Raw genomic sequence first — 21394 nt, 5'->3', positions numbered from 1 at the left:
CACTACGCCGGACTCTCTCCGACAGGCGGAGATCATGCCTGAGCTGCCAGAGGTGGAGGTCGTACGCCGCGGCCTGCAACATGGTGTCGTTGGCAGGACCATCGCCTCGGTCGAGGTGTGTCACCCGCGTGCGGTCCGTCGTCATGCGGCCGGCGCGGACAATTTCTCCGCGTTGCTCGTCGGGCGGCAGGTGACTGCCGCGAAACGTCGCGGCAAGTACCTTTGGCTCGCGCTGCGAGCGGATCCCGCGGCCACCCCCACGGTCGCGGCGTCGGCGCGGGCGGCCGAGCCGCAGTCGACAGGCGCGCCTGCGGGTCTACCCGGGTCGGACCCGTCTCTGCCGTCTGCCCCGGATGACGCTTTGATCGCGCATCTGGGCATGAGCGGTCAGCTGCTGGTGGTGCCGTCGACGAGCCCGGATCAGAAGCACCTGCGGATCCGCTTCACCTTTCTTGACGGAGGCCGCGAACTGCGGTTCGTGGACCAGCGAACCTTTGGCGGCCTGGCGGTCGCGATCGGTGGTGGACAGCTGCCGGAGCCGGTCGCCCATATTGCCCGGGACCCACTTGATCCCGCCTTCGACGAGGACCTTGTCGTCCGGCGGCTGCGTGAGCGCCGTACCGGCGTCAAGCGGGCACTGCTTGACCAGACGCTGGTCAGCGGTGTGGGCAACATCTACGCGGACGAGGCGCTGTGGGCGGCGAGGCTGCACTATGCCCGTCCGACGGAGACGTTGACTCGTTCCGAGGTTCGGCGGCTGTTGGATTGTGTCCGCACGGTCATGACCGCGGCGCTCGACGCTGGCGGGACGTCCTTCGACAAGCTGTATGTCTCGACCGAGGGGGTCAGCGGACTGTTCGAGCGGTCGCTCGAGGTCTACGGGCGCGCGGGTCTGCCCTGTGGCCGGTGTGGGGACACGATTCGACGGGACGCCTTCATGAACCGATCCAGCTTCACCTGTCCCACCTGCCAGCGCTCACCCCGCCGGCCCAGATGGTAGGATTCGATCAGACGTTCGAAGATAGCCGTCTCCCCGAGAGATGATCTCGGACGTGGCCAGCGTGGGGGCGGCGGGAGCCCGCCCTGCGCGTTGGACAACGCCGCCGCCTCATCCGGGGCCGAGTCGGGAGCTTCCGGCTCGGTGAGGCACCACCGACGGCATCGGGTCGTGCTTCGGCCGCCCGATGCGAGAGGACGGAGATGCCATGAATCCGGATGCGCTGCTTGGCCGGGTGCGAAAGCTTCTGGCCATGGCGGAGGCCGAGGGGCTCACCGAGGCCGCCCGGGAGGCCTACAACATCAAGGCCGCCGAGCTCATCGCTCAGTATGGGATTGACCGTGCACTCGTGGAGGAGGCTGCGCCGAGTCGGGTCACCGCTGCCGATCTTGTGGTGGCTGTCGACTCGCCCTATTCCCGAGACAAGATCTCGCTGTTGGCAAGCATCGCAGCGCCGCTGGGATGCCGCCTGGTGCATCGAACGGTCCGCCGTGACCACGGGACGGAGCATTCCGCGCATCTGTTCGGTATGGATGCGGACATCGGCCGCGTGCAGCTGTTGTTTACCTCGCTGCTCGTGCAGCAGGCGCATGGATTGGCCGTCATACGTCCGCCGCGGCCTGAGGACCCGAGAGCGTTTCGCCGGTCGTGGATGGCCGGGTTCGCCCTGGCCGTCGCGCAGAGGTTGGCCCGAGCGGAGCGGACAGCCCGTGAGCGCGCCCAGGCTCAGCAGCGGGAGGACGCGGATGTCGGCTTGGGAGGTCCTTCGGTCGCGGTAGTCCTGGCCGGCCGGAGCCAGCGGGTGGACGCGCATCTCGCCGCCGTCTATCCGCGTCTGCGGACACCCAGAGCCCGTCAGCTCTCCGGCAGCGGAGGTCGGGCTGGATACCTGGCCGGCGAGCGAGCCGATCTCGGCCTTGGCAACCGGGTGTCCGGTCGGGTCTCGCCGGCGATCGGCTCGCGTGGATAGGCGACGGAACTTCCTGGCTAGAGCTTGCCGCCTGGAAGGTTGGGAACTGCGGTCTGAGTGGGGCCAGACGTCCGAGGCGGAGCGTAGCCGGGACCGATGATCTTATCCGGGCCGTCGACCGGTTCGGGCGTCACATGGCGATCGCCGTCGGTGCTTGCATGCGGGACGGGTAGCGCTCCACCGTCCTGGGAGAAGTTCTGTCCGCAACCGCCAAGTAGCAGCGCCGACCCGATGGCTCCGCAGACGAGTGCCACGGCGGTGGACCTGCGGCGGGAACGCGGCCGGAGCGGCCGCTCCCGTTGGAGGTCCACCGGCCGTCGTACCTCGCTCGATCGGCCTGCCACGTCTGAGAAAGAAGAGGTGTCCACGATGGGCTGTACCCTACCGTGCTGATGAGCGAGGTACCCCGGAAGCAGGCGGCATCTGGCCCGACCGTGGTCCGCTTCACGGCCCGGGTCGTCGGCCGTGTTCAGGGTGTCGGTTTTCGTGACTATGTGCGTACCCGTGGCCGCCGTCTCGGTCTGGCGGGAACCGCGACCAATATGCCCGATGGTGCCGTCGTGGTGATTGCGGAAGGCGCGGAGCCTGCGTGCCGGAACCTGGTCCGCCTGCTCGTGACGGGGCACACCCCCGGTTGGACGGATCGGGTCGAGCTGGTGTGGCAGAGGGCACAGGGTGATCTGGTCGACTTTCGCCGGAAGTGACTGCTTGGGGACGCCGTGCTGGCGGAACTGTCATCAGGATGACGGTCAAGTTTTTGCGTGTTCACCGGATCAGCCGGGGAGCATGTGGCATGCTCTTGACTTTCGGTCACTCGACGTGGGACTCTAGAACCATTGTTTGGGGCGCACTCTGATCTGTTCGGATCTTGTGTTGTCCGACACCCCACTAGGTCACTCATCGTGGAGGACCATCACTATGGCGAAGGCCCTTTTCGGCCACGTCGGTTCCGGCAGCGACCTGCGTCTCTCTTATGAGGTACGCCGGCTCCGTGCTCGAGTTGCGGAGCTTGAGGCTGAACTGACTCGAGTACGCGAGGTCAACGAGGCGCTGGTCGGAGGTGTCGACGTACCGGAGGATGTCCGGGCACTCGACGCCGAGCCGGCGTACAGCTGAGCCGCAAGGTCGGCTATCGGGGCGTTTCCTATCGGAGGCGCCCCTTCGTACTGGTTGCACCCAGCCATCGGCAATTTTCGGTTACCAGTATGTGCGTAATTAGTCACTTACTGTAGTCGAGGTGCTGCTTGGTCGAGGGCGGCCATCGCGGCGTCCCCAGGGCTGTTGCCTGAGAGTGGATCTCTGGCGTGACCCTGGAGTGGTGCGATGGTCCGTCCCCGTTTGGGGGCTGAGAGCAGTGCCGGTCTCGCTGGAATCCTGTTGAGACAGGTTGTCTCCCCGCATCCGTAGACGTTCCCGGAACGTAGCTGCACGACTGCTTTGCGTCGCTCGATACGATGGGCTGGTCCCACCGTCGGCTGATCCCGGCCATCCGTCACCAGTCCGGCGAGCCCTCCTCACCGTTCCGGAGACCGGTGCATCTCAAGAGCCTGACCCTGCGGGGCTTCAAGTCCTTTGCAAGCTCGACCTCGTTGCATCTCGAGCCCGGAATTACCTGTGTGGTAGGCCCAAATGGGTCCGGTAAGAGCAATGTGGTCGATGCCATCGCCTGGGTGCTCGGAGAACAGGGCGCGAAGGCGCTGCGCGGCGGCACCATGTCGGATGTCATCTTTGCGGGTACACCCGCGCGCCCGGCACTCGGGCGGGCCGAGGTGCTCCTTACGATCGACAACTCCGACGGCGCGTTGCCAATTGAGTACACCGAGGTGACCGTCGGCCGTCTCATGTTTCGCAGCGGGGAGAGCGAATACACGATCAACGGTACGGGATGCCGGCTCCTTGACATCCAGGAGCTCATGAGCGACTCGGGCATCGGCCGCGAGCTGCACGTGATCGTGGGCCAAGGCCAGCTCGACGCCGTGCTCCACGCGCGCCCCGAAGATCGCCGGGCGTTCATCGAGGAGGCCGCGGGCGTTCTCAAGCACCGTAAGCGCAAGGAAAAGGCGCTGCGCAAGCTTGAGGCGATGTCGGCAAACCTCACCCGACTCACTGACCTTTCCGCTGAGCTGCGCCGCCAGCTCGGCCCCCTCGGCCGGCAGGCGGAGATCGCGCGGAAGGCCGGAGCCATCCAGGCCTCGCTGCGGGACGCCCGGCTTCGGCTACTCGCGGACGATGTGCACTCCGCGGGGACCGCGCTCGCCTCCGATGTCGTGGACGAGGAGGCGCTGCGGCGACGTCTCACGGACTCCGAGACGGCGCAGCGTGCCGCGGCACAGCGTGAGGAGTATCTCCAGGCGGGACTCGGCGCTGTCGTCCCTCGCGCGGCCGCGGCCCAGGAGACCTGGTATGCGATGGCTTCCCTCCGGGAGCGACTGCTGGGAACCCGCTCGCTGGCGACGGAGCGAGCTCGGCTGCTTCGGATCGGATCCGACGAACTACGAGGTCGCCGTGATCCGGAGGAGCTGGAGCAGGAGGCGATCGCGGTCCGGGAGCAGGAGATCGCGCTCACCGAACGGTTGGATCGCGATCGCGAGCTGCTTGAGGAGGTGGTCAGCAGGCGGGCCGAGCTCGAGGCCGCGCTGGCACACGAGGAACGCGAGCTGATCGCCGCGGCCCGCGCAGCCTCCTCTCGACGCGAGGAGATCGCTCGGCTCGCCGGCCAGGTCGAGGCCGCGCGATCGAGGGCGACCAGCGCGGAGCAGGAGATCGCGCGGACGACGGAGGCGCTGGCGGCCGCCCGGGAGCGCGATGCGCAGGCCGCCCAGTCCCGGACCGCGCTGGAGACGGAACTCGCCCAGATGGAGGGCGCTCGAGAGGAACTCGACGAACGGCACAGCACGGCGGTGGCGGTGCACGCCAGTGCGACCGACCGGCTGGAGACGCTGCGGGCACAGGAGCGCTCGGCTGAGCGGGACCGGGCGTCCTGGACTGCTCGCCATGAAGCGCTGCAGCTGTCGCTCGAGCCGGCCGATGGGGTGGCTGCGTTACTCGAGGCCGTCGCGCGAGCGCGGGCACCCCAGGACGAGTCTCCTACCGACGCAGACGGCCCGCCGGATGGGGCAGATCCGGCCCGGGGCGGCTCACGGCCGGGCGATTCGTCGTCCACTCGATCTGCCGGCGGGAAGCGTGGTGGCCCTGGCGGCCGCCGGCATCGACCCGCTGCAGTGAAGGACGCCCACGCGGCCGGCGAGCATCGGCGTGAACTTCCGCCCCTGGACCCCTCGTTCTCGCCCCTGGGCCGGCTGGCCGGCGTGTTGACCGTTCGGCTGGGAGCCGAGGTGGCGGTGGCCGCGGCGCTGGGGCCGGCCGCGGACGCGCTGCTGGTCGCGACGCCGGCCGAGGTACTGACCGCGTTCGCCTGGTTGCGCCAGGCCGAGGCCGGAAGAGCTGCGGTGGTGACCGCTTGGACCGCGAGGAATCTGGGCGGGACCGATGGCGATGGCGCAGGCGGGGGACTGCATGCTGGCCGGGGGCGCACCAAGGCGGACGAGTCGATCGGGGATGTGGCGGGACCGCTGCCTGAGGGCTGTGTGCCGGTCCTGGCCCTGGTGGAGATCCTCGACGACCGTTTCGGCGCTGCGCTGGTGTCGCTGTTCGAAGGCACCGTCGTCGTGGACGATCTGGCCGCCGCCGCTGTTGTTGTCGCATCCCGGCCTGATCTACGGACTGTGACAAGGGCAGGAGACATCCTCGGTCCTGCGGCGTCGATCGGGGGCAGCGCGCATCCGCCGTCGGCGATCGAGCTGAGAGCGGCGGCCGACGAGGCGGAGGCCGGGGTGACGGAGGCGGCCCGACGGGCCGAGACGGCCCACGAGTCCTTGGAGCCGGCCCGGGCCGAGGTGGCCCGGACGCGCTCGGCCATTGACGCGGCTCTGGCCGCCCTGCACGGGGCCGACGCCCGATACCGGGCGTTGTCCGAGCAGGTGGCACAGCTGGATCGCGCGAGGGGTGGTGCGGGCTCGGAGGTGGCGCGACTCGAGGCCGCCCGCGGCGGCGCGGAGACGGCCCGGGATCGGGCCTACGGGGCGCTGACCGAGCTGGAGACCGCCCTTGCCGCGACCTCTGTGCAGCCTGAAATCGACGAGCCGACGCCGGCCGAGCGGGACCGGCTGGTCACCGCTACCTCGGCCGTGCGCGCCGCCGAGGTCGAGGCCCGGCTGGCGGTGCGGACCAGCGAGGAACGGGTGCGTGGTTTGCAGGGGCGGGCGGACGGGCTGATCCGGGCCGCGGCGAGCGAACGGACGGCTCGGACCGCCGCCGTCAGACGGCGGGAGGTGCGCGAACAGCAGGCCGTGGTCGCGGCGGCGCTCGGGGACGCGACCCAGGTGACCCTCGACAGGCTGGACCACTCGTTGGCCCGTGCTGCTACTGAACGTGAGGAGGTCGAAGCCCTGCGCCGGGCGACCGAGACGGACCTGGCCGCCGTGCGTGAGCGGGGAAGGGCGCTGGCCACCGAGCTCGCGGCGCTGCGGGATGCGGCGCACCGCGACGAGATGGCCCGCGCGGAGAAGCGGCTACGGGCGGAGACGCTCGAGGCCAAGGCGATGGAGGAGTTCGGGATCGGTGCCGAGGACCTCGTGGCCGAGTTCGGGCCACAGGTGCCGGTGCCGCCCGACGATCCGGACGGTACGCCGACGCCGTTCGACCGGGCCGAGCAGACCACCAGGGCCGCCACCGCGGAGAAGCAGCTCGCCCGACTTGGCCGGATCAACCCCCTGGCGCTGGAGGAGTTCGCTGCCCTGCAGGAAAGGGCGGCGTTCCTGTCAGCGCAGCTGGACGACATCAAGAGCACCCGTCGAGACCTGCTGCTCGTGGTCGAGGAGGTCGACGTCCGGGTTCGCGAGGTGTTCGCCGCGGCCTTCGCCGACACCGCCCGGGAGTTCGAGGTCGTCTTCGCCACTCTTTTCCCAGGGGGCGAGGGCCGGCTGGTGCTCACGGATCCCGAGGACATGCTGACCACCGGGATCGAGGTCGAGGCACGTCCGCCGGGAAAGAAGGTCAAGCGGCTGTCGCTGCTGTCCGGCGGAGAGCGATCGTTGACCGCGCTCGCGCTGTTGCTGGCAATTTTCCGGGCCCGCCCGTCACCGTTCTACGTCCTCGACGAGGTCGAGGCGGCGCTGGATGATCGCAATCTCGGCCGGCTGCTGGACGCGATCGAGGGGCTTCGGCAGAAGTCCCAGCTGATCATCATCACTCACCAGAAGCGGACGATGGAGATCGCCGATGCCCTGTACGGCGTGGCGATGCGTGGCGACGGGGTGACGACAGTGATCAGCCAGCGGTTGCGGGAACGCGCGGCGGTCTGACCCGACTCGGGGGTGCCGGGGGTGGTGAGCGCCCCGGGCCGCGCCGGCCATCTGTCAGGATCGGGGTGTGGAGCTCCTCATCCTGATCGTCGTCATCGCCGTCGTCGTACTGGCCACCATGGGATTTGTGGTGGGCAGCGCTGTGCGGCGGCGCCCCCGCCGAGCTGTCGGGAGAGGCGGCCGGTCCGACACCGGCCTGTCTCCCGGCGTCGGTGATGACGCCGGGGTGCCTCGTGACTCGGCCACCCGGACGATCGACGATGTCGGCCTGCCCGCCGCGCCCGAGGCCGCGTCGCCTCGAGTGGCCACGACCGGCGCACCGACGACCGGGGATGGCGTGCCGGTAGGCCCGGCGGACACGAACCTCGCGCCCGCGCTTGCGCCGCAGCAGCGGCCTCCGACGGAGACTCCGGCGCCGGCGGCCGGCCGGTTGGTGCGGTTGCGCCTTCGCCTGGCCCGCTCGCAGAACGCGCTCGGCCGCGGTCTGCTCACCCTGCTGTCGGGCGACAATCTCGACGAGGAGACCTGGGAGGACGTGGAGGCGACCCTGCTCGTCGCCGACGTCGGTGTGGCAGCGACGAGCGAACTGGTTGCGGCGCTGCGGGAACGCACGAAGGTGCTCGGCGCCAGTACTCCGGCCCAGGCGCGGGTGATGCTGCGCGACGAGCTGCTCGCCCAGGTCGGCACGGCGACCGATCGTTCGCTGCGGACCTCGGTGCCGGATCGCCCCGCTGTCGTCCTCGTCGTCGGGGTCAACGGCACCGGGAAGACCACGACCTGCGGCAAGGTTGCGCGGCTGCTGGTAGCGGAGGGGCGGACGGTGGTGCTGGGCGCGGCCGACACCTTCCGGGCTGCGGCTGCGGATCAGCTTCAGACCTGGGGCGAGCGGGTCGGCGCGGTGACGGTCCGGGGAGCCGAGGGTGGGGATCCGGCGTCGGTTGCCTTCGACGCGGTGAAGCGGGGTATCGATTCGGGCGCCGACACCGTACTGATCGACACTGCTGGCCGCCTGCACACCAAGACCGGCCTGATGGACGAGTTGGTGAAGATCAAGAGGGTGGTCGGCAAGCACGGTCCCGTGGACGAGGTGTTGCTGGTACTGGACGCCACCACCGGGCAGAACGCGCTGGTCCAGGCCCGAGTCTTCACCGAGGCGGTGGAGTTGTCCGGGGTCGTGCTGACGAAGCTCGACGGCACGGCGAAGGGCGGAATCGTCATCGCCGTGCAGCGGGAGCTGGGCGTGCCGGTCAAGCTGATCGGTCTGGGTGAGGGGCCGGACGACCTCGCTCCCTTCGAACCAGAGGCATTCGTCGACGCCCTGCTTGGCGAGCCGGTCTGACGGTCGGAGCGCCCCTCGCGCCCTGCGGGGCAGAAGACCACGGGGTGTCACACGTCAAGGTCTTTCCGTCGTTCGTAATGTGATCTAGGCTTCATCGCTGAGCGGAGCCGGGAGGCTCCTCGGTGCGTTTCCGGCTGGGGGGTGAGCGTCCGGCGAGGCGTCTCGCCTTCCTCAGCGCAGAGGGCGGATTCGGCCAGGTGCGAAACCAGGTCGGTGTCCGTGCGGGTATGCCTCGCCGGGCCGCGCAAGGGGCGCGGTGCGACTGGCGGCCGCCGGGCGCAGCGGCGGCCGGGCCGGATGCCCGGCCGGTCGCGAGACTGCGCGGGGCGCGCAGACGTCCACGATTCGGATGATCGGACGCCGGGTGTTCGGACGCGGGGTGTGTAGTCCTCGTCGTCGGGTGCGTACGCTGGTGCTTGCGGTCCGCCTGCGATCTCGGAGTGTGTGCGCGTGTTCGACACCCTTTCCAGCCGCCTCGACAAGGTCTTCACGTCGCTGCGTGGTCGGGGGCGCCTGACCGATGCGGACATCGACGCCACGGCACGGGAGATCCGGGTGGCGCTGCTGGAGGCGGACGTCGCGCTCCCCGTGGTCCGCAGCTTCGTCGCAGCCATCAAGACCCGGGCGCGAGGAGCCGAGGTCGGCTCATCGCTGAATCCGGCACAGCAGGTCATCAAGATCGTGAACGAGGAGCTCGTCGCGATCCTCGGCGGCGACACGACGACCCTGCGGTTCGCGAAGACGCCGCCTACCGTGATTTTGCTTGCCGGTCTGCAGGGCACGGGTAAGACCACCCTCGCGGGCAAGCTGGGGCGGTGGCTGAAGGCGCAGGGGCACACCCCGCTGCTGGTCGCGGCCGACCTGCAGCGTCCCAACGCGGTCAACCAGCTCCAGGTGGTCGGAGCGCGCGCCGGCGTGGAGGTCTTCGCCCCGGAGCCCGGCAACGGGGTCGGCGATCCGGTCCAGGTGGCTCGCGACGCCCTCGCGCATGCCCGCCGCCAGGTCTTTGACGTCGTCGTCGTCGACACGGCGGGCCGGCTCGGCGTCGACGAGGAGTTGATGCGTCAGGCGGCGAACATCCGTGACGCCGTCTCGCCAGACGAGATCCTCTTCGTGCTCGACGCCATGATCGGCCAGGACGCCGTCGCCACCGCCAACGCCTTCGCCGACGGCGTCGGGTTCAGTGGCGTGGTCCTGACCAAGCTCGACGGTGACGCCCGCGGCGGCGCGGCGTTGTCGGTCGCCGAGGTGACCGGGCGCCCGATCATGTTCGCCTCCACCGGCGAGGCCCTCGATGACTTCGATGTCTTCCATCCGGAGCGGATGGCATCGCGCATCCTCGGGATGGGTGACGTCCTCACCCTGATCGAGCAGGCCGAGAAGGCGTTCGAGGCCGAGCAGGCCGAGGCGATGGCCGCCAAGATGGCTGCCTCGGAATTCACGCTCGAGGACTTCCTCGACCAGATGCTCACGGTCCGCAAGATGGGTCCGATCGGCAACCTGCTCGGCATGCTGCCCGGCATGGGGCAGATGAAGGAGCAGCTCGCGCAGGTCGATGACCGCGACGTCGATCGGGTGGTCGCCATCATCCGGTCGATGACGCCGGGGGAGCGTCGCGACCCTCGGATCCTCCAGGCCTCCCGTAAGGCGCGCGTGGCTCGCGGATCCGGTGTCACGGTCACCGAGGTCAACCAGCTGCTCGACCGCTTCGCTGAGGCTCGCAAGGTGATGCGTCAGATGGCGGGTGGGATGGGGCTGCCCGGTGGGATGGCCCGGGCGAAGGCCGCCTCCGCCCGCAAGGCCGCCAAGAAGGGGAAGGGCGCGAGCCGAAAGGGAAACCCGGCGGCGCGGGCGGCGCAGGACAGGGCACAGAAGTCCGCGGCGCAGGAGCGCCTCGGCAAGGGGCCGGGCTTCCCCGACGGGATGCCGGACCTGGCGGCTCTCATGCGTCAGCAGGACGGCCCCGGGGGGATGCCGCCCGCAGGCCCGCGCGGTGGTCGTTGAGAGGTCTGGTCCTGCTCGGCGAGTCCACGGTCTGCCGGGTGCGCACCAGGCGGCCGCGGTCTGGCAGACTGTAAGCTCTACTGCAGGCCCTGCCTGCCAGCGTCGGTGTGGCTGCCCTCTGGTCTCGTGTCACACGAGAGTAATTCGAGTGGTTGTTCCGGCGCTGGTGCTTCCCACCGTCGGACTCTTCGTACTTCCGGGGTTCGGCGGTCACCGACACGTCTGGAGCCGTTCGACCACCGTGGCAACCAAGATTAAATTGCAGCGTCTCGGCAAGATGCGCGAGCCGCACTACCGCATCGTCGTGGCCGACGCCCGCACCAAGCGGGACGGCCGGGTCATTGAGGCCATCGGGCAGTACCACCCGAAGTCCGACCCGAGCATCATCAAGGTCGATGCTGATCGGGTGGGGCACTGGCTTTCGGTCGGAGCTCAGCCCACCGAGCCGGTCCTCGCCATCCTCAAGGTCACCGGCGACTGGCAGAAGTTCAAGAACCTGCCGGCCCCGCCGCCCATGAGGGTCGCCGAGCCGAAGCCCGACAAGCGGGAGGTCTTCCAGGCTGCGGCGCGGGCCGCCGCAGGCGCAGAGGACCGTCCGGCGACCACTCCGAAGAAGGCCAAGAAGGCCGCGTCGGCGGAGGGTGCGGACGCGCCGGCCGCGGACGCGTCGACGGCCGCGGGGCAGTAGGTGCTGGAAGCGGCCCTCGAGCATCTCGTGCGGGGCATCGTCGATCACCCTGACGATGTCCGCGTCGATCTGAACAACGGTCGCCGAGGCCGAACCCTGGAAGTGCGGGTACATCCCGACGACCTCGGGAAGGTCATCGGTCGGCGGGGCCGCACAGCCCGCGCTCTACGCACGGTCATGGGCGGCGTCGGCGGCCGCGGACTTCGGATCGACGTCGTCGATGTGGACCGCTAGCACTCCTCGGCATGGCGATGAGTGCGGTCCACTCGGCGCCCATCTCCGTGGCTGAGACGATCGTCGTCGGCCGGATCGGTCGGCCGCACGGCGTTCGAGGCGACGTCACGATCGAGGTGCGGACGGATGTGCCGCAGCGTCGGTTTGCGTTGGGCGCGGTGCTCGGGCGTGAGGGCGGCGGTGCCCCCCTCACGGTCGCTGCGGCCCATTGGCACTCGGGCCGTCTGCTGATCCGCTTCGACGGGGTCGAGGACCGCGGCGCCGCGGAAACCCTACGCGACGTGTTGCTGACCATCGACCTCGCCGAGGCCGGATCTCCGGTGGATGATGACGAGGACGCTGACGGTGACGTCGGCGACACGTGGTGGGATCGTGATCTCGTTGGCTTGGAGGCGGTCACGACGGCCGGTGTCCCGCTGGGTCGGGTGACAGACGTCATCCATGCGCCGGCGGGCGACCTGCTCGCCGTCGGACGCCCAGGCGGGGGCGAGCATCTCGTACCGTTCGTCCGGGAGATCGTTCCGACCGTGGATCCGGCTGCGGGCCGGATCGTCGTCGATCCACCTCCTGGCCTGCTGGATCTTGACTGATCCCGCTCCGGCCCGGCCGAGTCTCCGGACGACCCCCGCCTCGGGGCCGGCCCCGATAATCCGGGAGCAGCCGATGCGTGCCGACGTCGTGACCATTTTTCCGGCCTACCTTGAGCCGTTGCGCCTGTCGTTGGTGGGCCGGGCACAGGAGCGGGGGACCCTCGACGTTCGCACTCACGACCTGCGTGTGTGGACCAGTGACGTTCACCGGACGGTCGATGACGCGCCCTACGGCGGTGGTCCCGGCATGGTGATGCGTCCTGAGCCATGGGATGCGGCGCTGACGGAGATCGCGGCGTCGTACCCAGACCGTCGCCCGCGAGTCGTGGTGCCGACCCCGGCCGGCGCACCGTTCACGCAGCGTCATGCCGAGGAGCTCGCGCGGGAGCCGTGGCTGGTGTTCTGCTGCGGCCGCTATGAGGGCATCGACGCCAGGGTGATCGACGCCTGGGCGGATGACGAGATCTCCATCGGGGACTACGTGCTGGCCGGCGGTGAGGTCGCCACGTTGGTAATCCTCGAGGCGGTCGCCCGACTCCTGCCAGGGGTGCTCGGCAACAGTGCGTCGGCAGCCGACGATTCGTTTTCCGACGGTCTGCTCGAGGCCCCGGTGTACACGCGTCCGCAGGTCTGGCGGGGCGCCGAGGTACCCGCGGTGCTGCGATCCGGGGACCACGCGGCGGTGGCCAGGTGGCGGCGTACGCAGGCGCTGCGCCGTACGCTGGCGCGGCGTCCGGATCTGGTGGAGCACGCCGAGCTGTCCGACGCGGACCGTGCTGTCCTCGAAGCCGTGGCGGCCGAGCCAGCGGAGCACGTCGCGGCGACATCCAAATCAGTTGTGGGCGACGTGACCGCGTGACCGGTGAGCGGCGGGGCGCGCGGCCGGAGTCGCCCGCGCGTGTGGCACAGTACAATGCAGTGTCCGCCGGTTCGTGACCGGCTCGGGTGGCCTCAGGTCGAAATGATCCCTGCGGGACGTCTCCGCGGTGGAGCCTGTCGATGCACGGGTCCGGGTCGGGCTCAGCCGTGGGTTGTTCGCCGCGGTCGTGGGCCGAGGGCGCGGACGATCCACTCTCAACCTCTTCAGGAAGCGACTGCCATGCACACCCTGGACAGCCTCGACGCCGAGTCGCTGAGGACCGACGTGCCCGAGTTCTGGCCGGGCGACACCCTCAAGGTTCACGTGCGGGTCGTCGAAGGAAACCGTCAGCGCATCCAGGTGTTCCAGGGTGCCGTCATCCGTCGACAGGGTGGCGGAGTGCGGGAGACCTTCACCGTTCGGAAGGTCAGCTTCGGCGTGGGAGTCGAGCGCACCTTCCCGCTGCACAGCCCAATCGTGTCCAAGATCGAGATTGTGACCCGCGGTGACGTCCGCCGGGCGAAGCTGTACTACCTGCGTGAGCTGCGCGGCAAGGCTGCGAAGATCAAGGAGAAGCGGGAGCCGATCTCGCGCTGACGTGCTCGTCACCCAGTGCCCCGCTCGGACCTCTTGTCGGCGACTTGCCGGTACTCCGTGCACGTGTTGACCCCGCTGTTGGACGAAGATAGGCGGCACGGTCCGCAACGACGTCGCATGGGGCGGCTGGTGGCACGTCGACCGGTCCGATGAGGTCAGTCGGTCGATCCAGCGAGGTGGCGGAGTGAACGCATCCAGTCCGGGTGGGCATCGTCCGTCGGGAGACGCAGGAGGCGATCGGCCCGTCGACGACGCCCGGCGGGTTGACCCCGCCTCCGAGGGATCGCCGCGGTTCTCCTCTTCGCGGGATGACGCGGGCGGTGAGCGGCCCGGGTGGGCTGCTGACTCCACGGGATCCCGTGACGATGTCGACGCCCAGGCCGCACTCGACGGTGCGGGCGGGGCGCCGGTCACGGCACCGGACGAGCAGGGTGGCGGTGGTCGCCGGGTCGCTCGACCCGGTTCGGGAGTCCGGGGCCGGGGTTCTTTTCTGCGCGAGTTGCCCGTGCTCGTACTGGTCGCTTTTCTGCTGGCACTGCTCATCAAGGCACTGCTGGTCCAGGCTTTCTGGATCCCGTCAGAGTCGATGGAGCGGACGCTTCTGGTCGACGACCGAGTGCTGGTCAACAAGGTTGTCTACCATTTCCGGGACGTGCACCGGGGTGAAATCGTGGTGTTCAACGGCAAGGGGACGGGTTTCGACCATCAGGAGTCGATCGTTCCCAAGCCTACTAATGCCTTCAGTAAGTTTGTTCGTGGTGCGCAGAACCTGCTCGGCCTCGGCGCCCCAAGCGAAACCGACTTCATCAAGCGGGTCATCGGAGTCGGCGGTGACACGGTTGCGTGTTGCGACGCCGAGGGCCGGGTGACGGTTAACGGCCATCCGCTGGACGAGCGGTACGTCTACCAGAATGACTACCAGCGTTTCGGCCCCGTGAAGGTGCCCGCGGGTTACCTGTGGGTGATGGGCGATCATCGGGGGGCGTCTTCCGATGCCCGTCAGAACGGGCCGATCCCAAAGGGCAAGGTGGTAGGCCGTGCCTTCGTCCGGGTCTGGCCGCTGAGCCGGCTCGGCTTCCTGGGCGTGCCGGACAACTTCGGCGGGATACCCGCCGCGTCGGTTGCTCCTCGCGCGACGCCGGCACCCACCACACCTGCGGCGTCGGCCACCTCCGGTACGGCGGCGGCCCAGCCCGGGTCGGGCGTGCCGGCCGCGGACGACACGTCCCTGCTGACGCTCGTTGCGCTGATCCCGCCGGCCTGGCAGGCGCGGCGTCGTGATCGGCGGCTCGTCGTCGCCGGGGATGTCGCCGCAGAAGATGCGGTCGCAGAAAATTCGATCCCGCCGCGGCGGCGCGGATATCCATGAGTTCGCGCGGGGTCGTGATCCGGCGTGACGCCGGCCTGTTCGGTTACGAGCGGGCGTTGGCGCGCTGTGGGCTGGGCCCGGTCGCCGGGGTTGACGAAGCGGGTCGCGGCGCCTGCGCCGGCCCGTTGGTCGTCGCCGCGGTGGTGCTCGGTCCGGACAGCAGGCGCCGGCTGTCTGCCCGGCTGGCGGACTCCAAACTACTGACCGAGCACGTCCGAGAAAGCCTCTTCGACGAGGTCCTGAGGGCGGCCGAGGACTGGTCGACGGTCGTGATTCCGGCGGCGGAGATCGATCGGACCGGCGTGCACGTGGCCAACATCACCGGCATGCGGCGTGCCGTTGCGCGACTGGCGCGCCGGCCGGGCTACGTGCTCACAGACGGATTTGCGGTCGCCGGCTTCGGGTCGGAATCGTTGGCGGTTGTGAAGGGGGATCGGGTTGCCGCGTGCATCGCGGCGGCCTCGATCGTGGCGAAGGTGACGAGGGACCGGATCATGCGTGCGTTGCACACGCGCTATGCCGAGTACGATTTCGCGCAACACAAGGGATACGTCACCGCGGCCCACGCGGCGGCGCTGGCGCGGTACGGACCGTGTGACGAGCACCGGAAGTCGTACGTCAACGTGGCTGCGCATGCGGTGCCGACGAGGGAAGCTCGATCATTGCGGCTGGAGGACAGAGTGCTTGCGACCAGCCTGCATGGCGTCACGGAGACCGCATGAGCGCGGAAGACCTCGAGAAGTACGAGACCGAGATGGAGCTGCAGCTCTACCGCGAGTACCGCGACGTGGTGGGACTGTTCTCGTACGTCATCGAGACCGAACGTCGGTTCTACCTCGCGAACGAATACCAGATCGAGGTCAGGAACAGCACGGACGGTGAGGTCTTTTTCGAGCTGACCCTGCGGGACGCCTGGGTGTGGGACATGTTCCGCCCGGCGCGTTTCGTTAAGAATGTCCGGGTCGTTACCTTCAAGGACATCAACGTGGAGGAGCTGACCAAGGCCGAGCTCTGAGGCTCCGCTTCTGGTCGCAAGCCCCTCCGGCGCAGTCGGCCCGGCTCTGCAGCGACTCCCGCCCGCGCTGCGGTGATCCAGGATCTCTCGCCCTCACCGAGGCATCTCACTTCTAGCGGCTGCCCACTTCCGTCGCGGTTGTCCCGCCCCCTCCCGGACGTCCTGGTTTGCCTGCCGCTCGCCTGTGGATAACATTCCGCTATCCACATCTTGATCAAGGGCCCTGGCTGTTTCCATCCGTCGCGCCGACGCTGAAAGAGGCCGGCGGGCGCACGTCCCCCGGCGGACGGGAGCATGGCGATGCGGGCGAAGGACGCATTGGGTCGATTCGGAGAGGAGGTCGCGTCCCGGCATCTGACGGCGGGTGGCGCGGCAGTCCTCGACCGCAACTGGCGATGCCGGGAGGGCGAGCTCGATCTCGTGCTCCAAGACGGACCCGATTTGGTGTTCTGTGAGGTCAAGACCCGGTCCGGGACGCGTTACGGGTCCGGAGCGGAGACGGTCGTCGGTTCGAAGGCGGCCCGGATCCGCCGGTTGGCCGCCCGTTGGCTCGCGGAGCACCCGCACGCGCCCTCCCCGGTGCGTTTCGACGTGGTGCTGGTGTCCCGCCCGCCGGCCGGTCCGGTCCGCGTCGAGCATCTGCGGGGTGCGTTCTGATGGCCCTCGCTCGAGCACAGGCAGTGGCGGTCCTCGGGGTCGAGGGGCATATGGTCGAGGTCGAGGCGGATCTTGCCGACGGCCTGCCACGACTGACCCTGATCGGCCTGCCCGATGCCGTCCTGCACGAGTCGCGTGACCGAATCCATGCGGCGGTGGTCAACTCCGGCCAGTGCTGGCCGAACCGCCGGATCACCCTCGGCCTGTTTCCCGCCACCCTGCCGAAGGCGGGCAGCGGCTTCGACCTGGCGATGGCGGTCGCCGTGCTTGCCGCCGCCGCGGTGGTGCCGCCGGACTCGCTGCTCCGCCGGGTGTTCATCGGGGAGCTGGCCCTGGACGGCCGCGTGCGCGCGGTCAGGGGGGTGTTGCCGGCCGTTCTCAGAGCGGCCGCCGCGGGCGTCGAGCGCGTGGTGGTTCCGGCAGCGAACGCGGCCGAGGCTGCGCTGGTGCCCGGCGCCCGAATCGAACCGGCCATAGATCTGGCCGGTGTGCTGGCGGTTCTGCGCGGGGACGCGGCTCCGCCGGAGGTGGCGGGCCCGGCGCATGTCGCACCCGCGCCAACCGGTGAGACGAGTGTGGACCTGGCGGACGTGGCCGGCCAGGCCCGGGGCCGGCTCGCCGTCGAGGTCGCAGCGGCGGGCGGGCATCACCTGTTCATGCAGGGGCCGCCCGGCAGTGGAAAGACGATGCTCGCCGACCGGCTGCCCGGCCTACTGCCGATGCTCGACACCGACGCCTCGCTGGAGGTGACTGCGGTGCACTCGGTGGCCGGTCTGCTGCCGATCGATGGTCCTCTCGTCACCCGACCCCCGTACCGAAGCCCGCATCACAGTGCAACCCCGGCCGCGCTGGTCGGGTCGGGGTCGGCGGTCATCCGCCCCGGTCTGGCCAGCCAGGCTCATCGCGGGATTCTTTTCCTGGACGAGGCCCCCGAGTTCGCTCGGCAGAGTCTCGACGCGCTGCGCCAGCCGATGGAAAGCGGCACGATCGAAGTGGCCAGGGCCCGAGCGACGGCCCGATTTCCGGCGCGGTTCCAGCTGATCCTCGCCGCCAACCCGTGCCCCTGCGCGAAGGCACGCGGGCCGCGGGCGACGGGTTGTGAGTGCCCGAGTCTGGTGCGTCGGCGCTACCTCGCCCGTCTCTCCGGTCCGCTGTTGGACCGGATCGACATCCAGGTGGCACTCAGTGCACCCAGCCGGGCAGAGCTCAAGGCCGACCTCGGCCGCTCGGACACATCGGCCCAGGTTGCCACCCGGGTGGCGGAAGCCAGGGCGCAGTCCGGCAACCGGCTGGCCGCAACCCCATGGCGGGTCAACGCGGAGGTACCGGGCTCGGCGCTGCGCAGACTCTGGCCGCTGCCCACGAGTGTCACGGCGATGGCGGAGCGGGCCTTCGACGCGGGCCTGCTCACCGCTCGTGGCCTTGATCGCGTCCACCGTCTGGCCTGGACCTTCGCCGACCTCGCTGGGCGGGCGTCGCCCGGGCCGGAGCAGTTCGGTGCCGCGCTGGACCTGAGGTTGCCCGGATGGGCGGCATGAGCGCGACTATCCGGCCTTCCGAGCTGCCCGAGCCTGGGGCCGACCCCTCCGTACCGGCGGCGACCGTCCCACTGCAGCCGGCGGTGGGCGGGGCAGATGTGGTGACCCCGCCGGCCGAGCCGGGTGATGGGGGACTGGCCGAGGGCGTCATCCCCGTGGTGGCGGTGCCTGCCGGCGTGGCGGAGACGGATCCGGAGAGACTCGCCCGGATCGCATTGACCCGGGTGTTCGGACCCGAGCATCAGCGCGTGGCCGTCGAGGTGGGGCGGCGCGGTGCGGCGCGCGTGTGGGCCGAGCTGCGGGCGGCGCATCCCGGAGTGGATCCCTTGCGCGACCTGGATGCTGCGTCGCGGGTCGGCGCCCGGCTGCTGTGTCCGCAGGATTCCGAATGGCCGATCGAGCTCGACGCGCTGGATCGTCTCCGTGACGAGGGCGACGGCTCCCTGGCCGGTGCCCCGCTGTGTCTGTGGGTGCGGGGCCCGGGTGACCTGCGCGAGATCGCCTCGCGGGCCGTCGCCGTCGTAGGTTGCCGGGCCGCGACGAGCTACGGTCTTCATCTCGCTGGTGAGATCGCCTTCGCGATGGCGGAGCAGGGCTGGGCGGTCGTGTCGGGGGCGGCGTTCGGGATCGATGCGGCGGCGCACCGTGGTGCGCTGGCTGCGGCCGGATCGACCGTTGCAGTCCTTGCCGGCGGTGTTGACGTGCCGTATCCGGCTGCCCATGTGGAGTTGCTTGCCGAGATCGCCCGCACAGGCGCCGTCGTCAGCGAGGTCCCGCCGGGTACCCCGCCCTTCCGCCGGCGGTTCCTGACCCGGAACCGACTGATCGCTGCTCTGTGCCGAGGGACCGTGCTGGTCGAGGCCGGCCTGCGCAGCGGTGCGCTCAACACCGTCGCCCATGCCCGCCGGCTCGGCCGCCAGGTGATGGCTATGCCCGGGCCGGTGACCAGCGCGACGAGCGCCGGGTGCCACCGGTTGCTCCGCGACTACCGGGAGCAGACCGTGCTGGTCACCGGGGCTGAGGACATCGCCGAGGAGATTGCGGCCATGGGCCGGTTTGCCGCGCGTCCACCGACGGCCGTCGAGCCTCGGGACGAATTGTCCGCGATGGTGCGGGATCTGCTCGACGCCATGCCATCCCGTGCTGCGGTCGGTGTGTCGGTGTTGGCCGGGCGGACCGGCCTGCGACCGGAGGAGGTGCTGGCCATGCTTGGGCCGCTTGCGGTGGAGGGGCTGGTCGAGAGCGTCCCCGACGGATACCGGCTAACTCCGCTTGGCCGGGCGCCCTCGAACGCGCGGTCCCGGACCCGCCGCGGCTGAGCCGAAACCTCGTCCGGACGCTGGCCCGATCCCGGCGGGTCTGCGTCCGGAACCGCCCGGACAGCCGGGCCAGCGGCTTGCCCGCGCGGTCTCGCTCCCCACCGTCGACCTTCGACGGTCTTGACGGGGCAACCTGGTCCGGAGACGGTCCTCGCATGGCATCGCATCGTGGTCGTGGCCTCGGGCGTGGCCGGGCGGCGCCCGTCCTGAGGGAAGCCGGGACGGCGAGCACGCAGCCTGCCCCGGAACCGGCAGCAGCCGACGGCGCTGGAGCGGGTTGGGCGGCGGCAATTGCCGGTTTCCGGCGCCATCTTGTCGCGGAGCTGGACCGGTCGCCGGAAACGGTTCGTGCCTATGGCGCCGATCTCGCGAACCTGCGGGCGCACGCGGAACGGCAGGGGCGCCCGGACCTCGCCGACCTGGATCTGACGGTTCTACGCAGCTGGTTGGCCACCATGCGCGCCGCCGGTGCCGCTCCGGCAACACTGGCGCGGCGTGCCTCGCTTGCCCGGGTGTTCTCGGCGTATGCGAACCGCCGCGGATTCCTGGCGACCGATGTGGCCGCGCGGCTGGTCGGCGCCCGGGCGGTCCGGCAGGTGCCGCAGGTCCTGACTGCCCCCGCGGCGCGCCAGCTCCTGGATGCGGTGGCCGGGGTGGGCCTGGCACAGGGAAATCCGGCCGCCGCGCAGGCACGACGGTCCGCCGAGATACAACCGCGCGCCGATGACGACCCAGCCGTGCGGCGGGCACTGGGACTACGTGACGTGCTCGTGTTCGAGCTGCTCTACGGCAGCGGGGTGCGGGTGTCCGAGCTGTGCGGACTGGACCTCGGAGACGTCGACGACGAGCGGCGGCTGCTGCGGGTGCACGGCAAGGGCGGACGGGAGCGCAGTGTCCCGTTCGGGGTGCCCGCTGCTGGCGCGTTGCGCGCGTGGCGGACCTCGGGCCGTTCGTTCCTCGTCGTACCGCGCAGTGGAGCGGCTCTGGTGCTGGGGCGGCGCGGTGGGCGGCTCGATCCGCGGACGGTGCGGCGGATTCTGGCGCGCTGCGCGGAGATGGGTATCGCCCCGGCGGGGCTCACGCCGCACGGACTGCGTCATTCGGCGGCGACGCACATGCTTGAGGGAGGCGCCGATCTGCGTTCAGTCCAGGAGTTTCTCGGCCATGCCAGCCTCGCCACCACGCAGATCTACACGCATGTGACCCCGGAGCGGCTTCGCGCGGCCTTCGATCAGGCGCACCCGCGCGCCTGAACCGCTCCGGACGGTGCCCGATCATCGCGGGCGTAGTGGCAGCAGGCGAGGCGGAACTCGCTGGAAGGAAGCCAGGGGGTCGAGGTATTCGGCGCCGCGCAGCAGCCCCCAGTGCAGGCACGTCGTCGTGGGACAACCTGGGTGGCCGGCTGTGAGCCAACCGAGCAGGTCGCCGGTTTGGACGACGGCGCCCACCCCCACGGCGGGGCGCAGCGGTTCGTAGGTCGTCCGGACGGAACCATGATCGACAGTAACCACTCCCCGTCCCGCTACCGGACCCGCGAAGGTCACGGTTCCGGCGGCGGCCGCAAGCACCGGGCCGGTCGGCGACCCCCGCAGATCGACACCGCGGTGGCCGGGTCCGAAGGGCGTCGCCGGGCGTATGAAGGTCCGACTCACCGCCACCGGGCCCGGCAGCGGCCACTGCAGCCGCGGAATGCCGGTTGCGGCCGTGGGCACCAGGGCGGCGGCGAGTCGGTCGGCAGCGCCGGACGGCGGCGCGGAGCGTGGTGCTCGCGCGCCACCGCCCGGCGGATCGGCGGCCGGCGGGGGCAGGGCCGGCCGCCGAGGATCCCCGGGCCGGGGCGAGCCCGGCTCGGGGG

20 protein-coding genes are annotated in these 21394 nt (G+C 70.2%); 19 read left to right on the top strand and 1 reads right to left on the bottom strand.

Features of this window, described 5'->3' with window-relative positions; genetic code table 11:
* The first annotated feature begins 34 nt into the window (after positions 1-34).
* The 19 genes from mutM (at position 35) to NBZ83_RS10915 (ending at position 20792) form a co-directional block, all read left to right on the top strand.
* Positions 35-1000 carry a bifunctional DNA-formamidopyrimidine glycosylase/DNA-(apurinic or apyrimidinic site) lyase gene (mutM, locus tag NBZ83_RS11005; protein ID WP_261567787.1) on the top strand — a complete coding sequence of 322 codons (966 nt, stop codon included), beginning with the start codon at positions 35-37 and terminating at the stop codon, positions 998-1000.
* A 205-nt stretch (positions 1001-1205) separates the two neighbouring features.
* Positions 1206-1967: a DUF2786 domain-containing protein gene (locus NBZ83_RS11000; RefSeq protein ID WP_261567788.1), complete on the top strand. Its 762-nt coding sequence runs from the start codon at positions 1206-1208 to the stop codon at positions 1965-1967.
* 392 nt (positions 1968-2359) lie between these two features.
* The gene (locus tag NBZ83_RS10995) at positions 2360-2671 is read left to right on the top strand and encodes an acylphosphatase (RefSeq protein ID WP_261554656.1); all 312 of its coding nucleotides are present in this window, start codon (positions 2360-2362) and stop codon (positions 2669-2671) included.
* 214 nt (positions 2672-2885) lie between these two features.
* Positions 2886-3083: a hypothetical protein gene (locus tag NBZ83_RS10990; RefSeq protein ID WP_011606869.1), complete on the top strand. Its 198-nt coding sequence runs from the start codon at positions 2886-2888 to the stop codon at positions 3081-3083.
* Between the two features lie 416 nt (positions 3084-3499).
* Complete coding sequence (locus NBZ83_RS10985; RefSeq protein WP_261574898.1) at positions 3500-7330, top strand: AAA family ATPase; 3831 nt, start codon at positions 3500-3502, stop codon at positions 7328-7330.
* 67 nt (positions 7331-7397) lie between these two features.
* On the top strand, positions 7398-8669 hold the full coding sequence (gene ftsY / locus NBZ83_RS10980) for a signal recognition particle-docking protein FtsY (RefSeq protein WP_261574897.1): 1272 nt from the start codon (positions 7398-7400) through the stop codon (positions 8667-8669).
* Between the two features lie 450 nt (positions 8670-9119).
* On the top strand, positions 9120-10673 hold the full coding sequence (ffh, locus tag NBZ83_RS10975) for a signal recognition particle protein (protein WP_261567791.1): 1554 nt from the start codon (positions 9120-9122) through the stop codon (positions 10671-10673).
* A gap of 241 nt (positions 10674-10914) precedes the next feature.
* The gene (rpsP, locus tag NBZ83_RS10970) at positions 10915-11361 is read left to right on the top strand and encodes a 30S ribosomal protein S16 (protein WP_261567792.1); all 447 of its coding nucleotides are present in this window, start codon (positions 10915-10917) and stop codon (positions 11359-11361) included.
* On the top strand, positions 11362-11595 hold the full coding sequence (locus tag NBZ83_RS10965) for an RNA-binding protein (protein ID WP_009742328.1): 234 nt from the start codon (positions 11362-11364) through the stop codon (positions 11593-11595). It abuts the gene before it with no gap.
* Positions 11596-11642: 47 nt separating this feature from the next.
* A complete protein-coding gene (gene rimM / locus NBZ83_RS10960) occupies positions 11643-12185 on the top strand; it encodes a ribosome maturation factor RimM (protein ID WP_438803187.1) in 543 nt (180 codons plus the stop codon).
* Positions 12186-12258: 73 nt separating this feature from the next.
* On the top strand, positions 12259-13044 hold the full coding sequence (trmD, locus tag NBZ83_RS10955) for a tRNA (guanosine(37)-N1)-methyltransferase TrmD (RefSeq protein WP_261567793.1): 786 nt from the start codon (positions 12259-12261) through the stop codon (positions 13042-13044).
* A 240-nt stretch (positions 13045-13284) separates the two neighbouring features.
* On the top strand, positions 13285-13641 hold the full coding sequence (rplS, locus tag NBZ83_RS10950) for a 50S ribosomal protein L19 (protein WP_044886201.1): 357 nt from the start codon (positions 13285-13287) through the stop codon (positions 13639-13641).
* A gap of 505 nt (positions 13642-14146) precedes the next feature.
* Positions 14147-15010: a signal peptidase I gene (gene lepB / locus NBZ83_RS10945; RefSeq protein ID WP_308203334.1), complete on the top strand. Its 864-nt coding sequence runs from the start codon at positions 14147-14149 to the stop codon at positions 15008-15010.
* Positions 15007-15732, top strand: a complete 726-nt coding sequence (locus NBZ83_RS10940; protein ID WP_261567794.1) for a ribonuclease HII — start codon at positions 15007-15009, stop codon at positions 15730-15732. The genes lepB and NBZ83_RS10940 overlap by 4 nt, the downstream gene beginning before the upstream one ends.
* Positions 15729-16025 carry a DUF2469 domain-containing protein gene (locus NBZ83_RS10935; RefSeq protein ID WP_009742334.1) on the top strand — a complete coding sequence of 99 codons (297 nt, stop codon included), beginning with the start codon at positions 15729-15731 and terminating at the stop codon, positions 16023-16025. The genes NBZ83_RS10940 and NBZ83_RS10935 overlap by 4 nt, the downstream gene beginning before the upstream one ends.
* 300 nt (positions 16026-16325) lie before the next feature.
* Positions 16326-16682 (top strand): YraN family protein, encoded by a 357-nt coding sequence (locus tag NBZ83_RS10930; RefSeq protein WP_261567796.1) that lies wholly within the window; start codon positions 16326-16328, stop codon positions 16680-16682.
* Positions 16682-18220 carry a YifB family Mg chelatase-like AAA ATPase gene (locus tag NBZ83_RS10925; RefSeq protein ID WP_261567798.1) on the top strand — a complete coding sequence of 513 codons (1539 nt, stop codon included), beginning with the start codon at positions 16682-16684 and terminating at the stop codon, positions 18218-18220. The genes NBZ83_RS10930 and NBZ83_RS10925 overlap by 1 nt, the downstream gene beginning before the upstream one ends.
* Positions 18208-19539, top strand: coding sequence for a DNA-processing protein DprA (gene dprA / locus NBZ83_RS10920; RefSeq protein ID WP_261567800.1), 1332 nt, complete (start codon positions 18208-18210; stop codon positions 19537-19539). Before NBZ83_RS10925 ends, dprA begins: the two co-directional genes overlap by 13 nt.
* Before the next feature lie 155 nt (positions 19540-19694).
* Positions 19695-20792 (top strand): tyrosine recombinase XerC, encoded by a 1098-nt coding sequence (locus NBZ83_RS10915; protein ID WP_261567802.1) that lies wholly within the window; start codon positions 19695-19697, stop codon positions 20790-20792.
* A gap of 21 nt (positions 20793-20813) precedes the next feature.
* Here NBZ83_RS10915 and NBZ83_RS10910 read toward each other — a convergent pair.
* The coding region (locus NBZ83_RS10910) for a murein hydrolase activator EnvC family protein (protein WP_261574896.1) at positions 20814-21394 on the bottom strand (581 nt) is incomplete at its 5' end.

Source organism: Frankia gtarii (genome assembly GCF_025403375.1).
Taxonomy (GTDB): domain Bacteria; phylum Actinomycetota; class Actinomycetes; order Frankiales; family Frankiaceae; genus Frankia; species Frankia gtarii.
Note: the sequence above shows the minus strand (reverse complement) of the source record. Positions and strands in the feature narration are given on the sequence as shown.

Excerpts from the sequence above, each read along its gene's own strand:
- NBZ83_RS10995 (WP_261554656.1), top strand. The coding sequence starts at position 2,360 with ATGAGCGAGGTACCCCGGAAGCAGGCGGCATCTGGCCCGACCGTGGTC.
- NBZ83_RS10930 (WP_261567796.1), top strand. The coding sequence starts at position 16,326 with ATGCGGGCGAAGGACGCATTGGGTCGATTCGGAGAGGAGGTCGCGTCC.
- mutM (WP_261567787.1), top strand. The coding sequence starts at position 35 with ATGCCTGAGCTGCCAGAGGTGGAGGTCGTACGCCGCGGCCTGCAACAT.
- NBZ83_RS10990 (WP_011606869.1), top strand. The coding sequence starts at position 2,886 with ATGGCGAAGGCCCTTTTCGGCCACGTCGGTTCCGGCAGCGACCTGCGT.
- NBZ83_RS10940 (WP_261567794.1), top strand. The coding sequence starts at position 15,007 with ATGAGTTCGCGCGGGGTCGTGATCCGGCGTGACGCCGGCCTGTTCGGT.
- rplS (WP_044886201.1), top strand. The coding sequence starts at position 13,285 with ATGCACACCCTGGACAGCCTCGACGCCGAGTCGCTGAGGACCGACGTG.
- NBZ83_RS10935 (WP_009742334.1), top strand. The coding sequence starts at position 15,729 with ATGAGCGCGGAAGACCTCGAGAAGTACGAGACCGAGATGGAGCTGCAG.
- NBZ83_RS11000 (WP_261567788.1), top strand. The coding sequence starts at position 1,206 with ATGAATCCGGATGCGCTGCTTGGCCGGGTGCGAAAGCTTCTGGCCATG.
- dprA (WP_261567800.1), top strand. The coding sequence starts at position 18,208 with ATGGGCGGCATGAGCGCGACTATCCGGCCTTCCGAGCTGCCCGAGCCT.
- NBZ83_RS10915 (WP_261567802.1), top strand. The coding sequence starts at position 19,695 with ATGGCATCGCATCGTGGTCGTGGCCTCGGGCGTGGCCGGGCGGCGCCC.
- NBZ83_RS10925 (WP_261567798.1), top strand. The coding sequence starts at position 16,682 with ATGGCCCTCGCTCGAGCACAGGCAGTGGCGGTCCTCGGGGTCGAGGGG.
- trmD (WP_261567793.1), top strand. The coding sequence starts at position 12,259 with ATGCGTGCCGACGTCGTGACCATTTTTCCGGCCTACCTTGAGCCGTTG.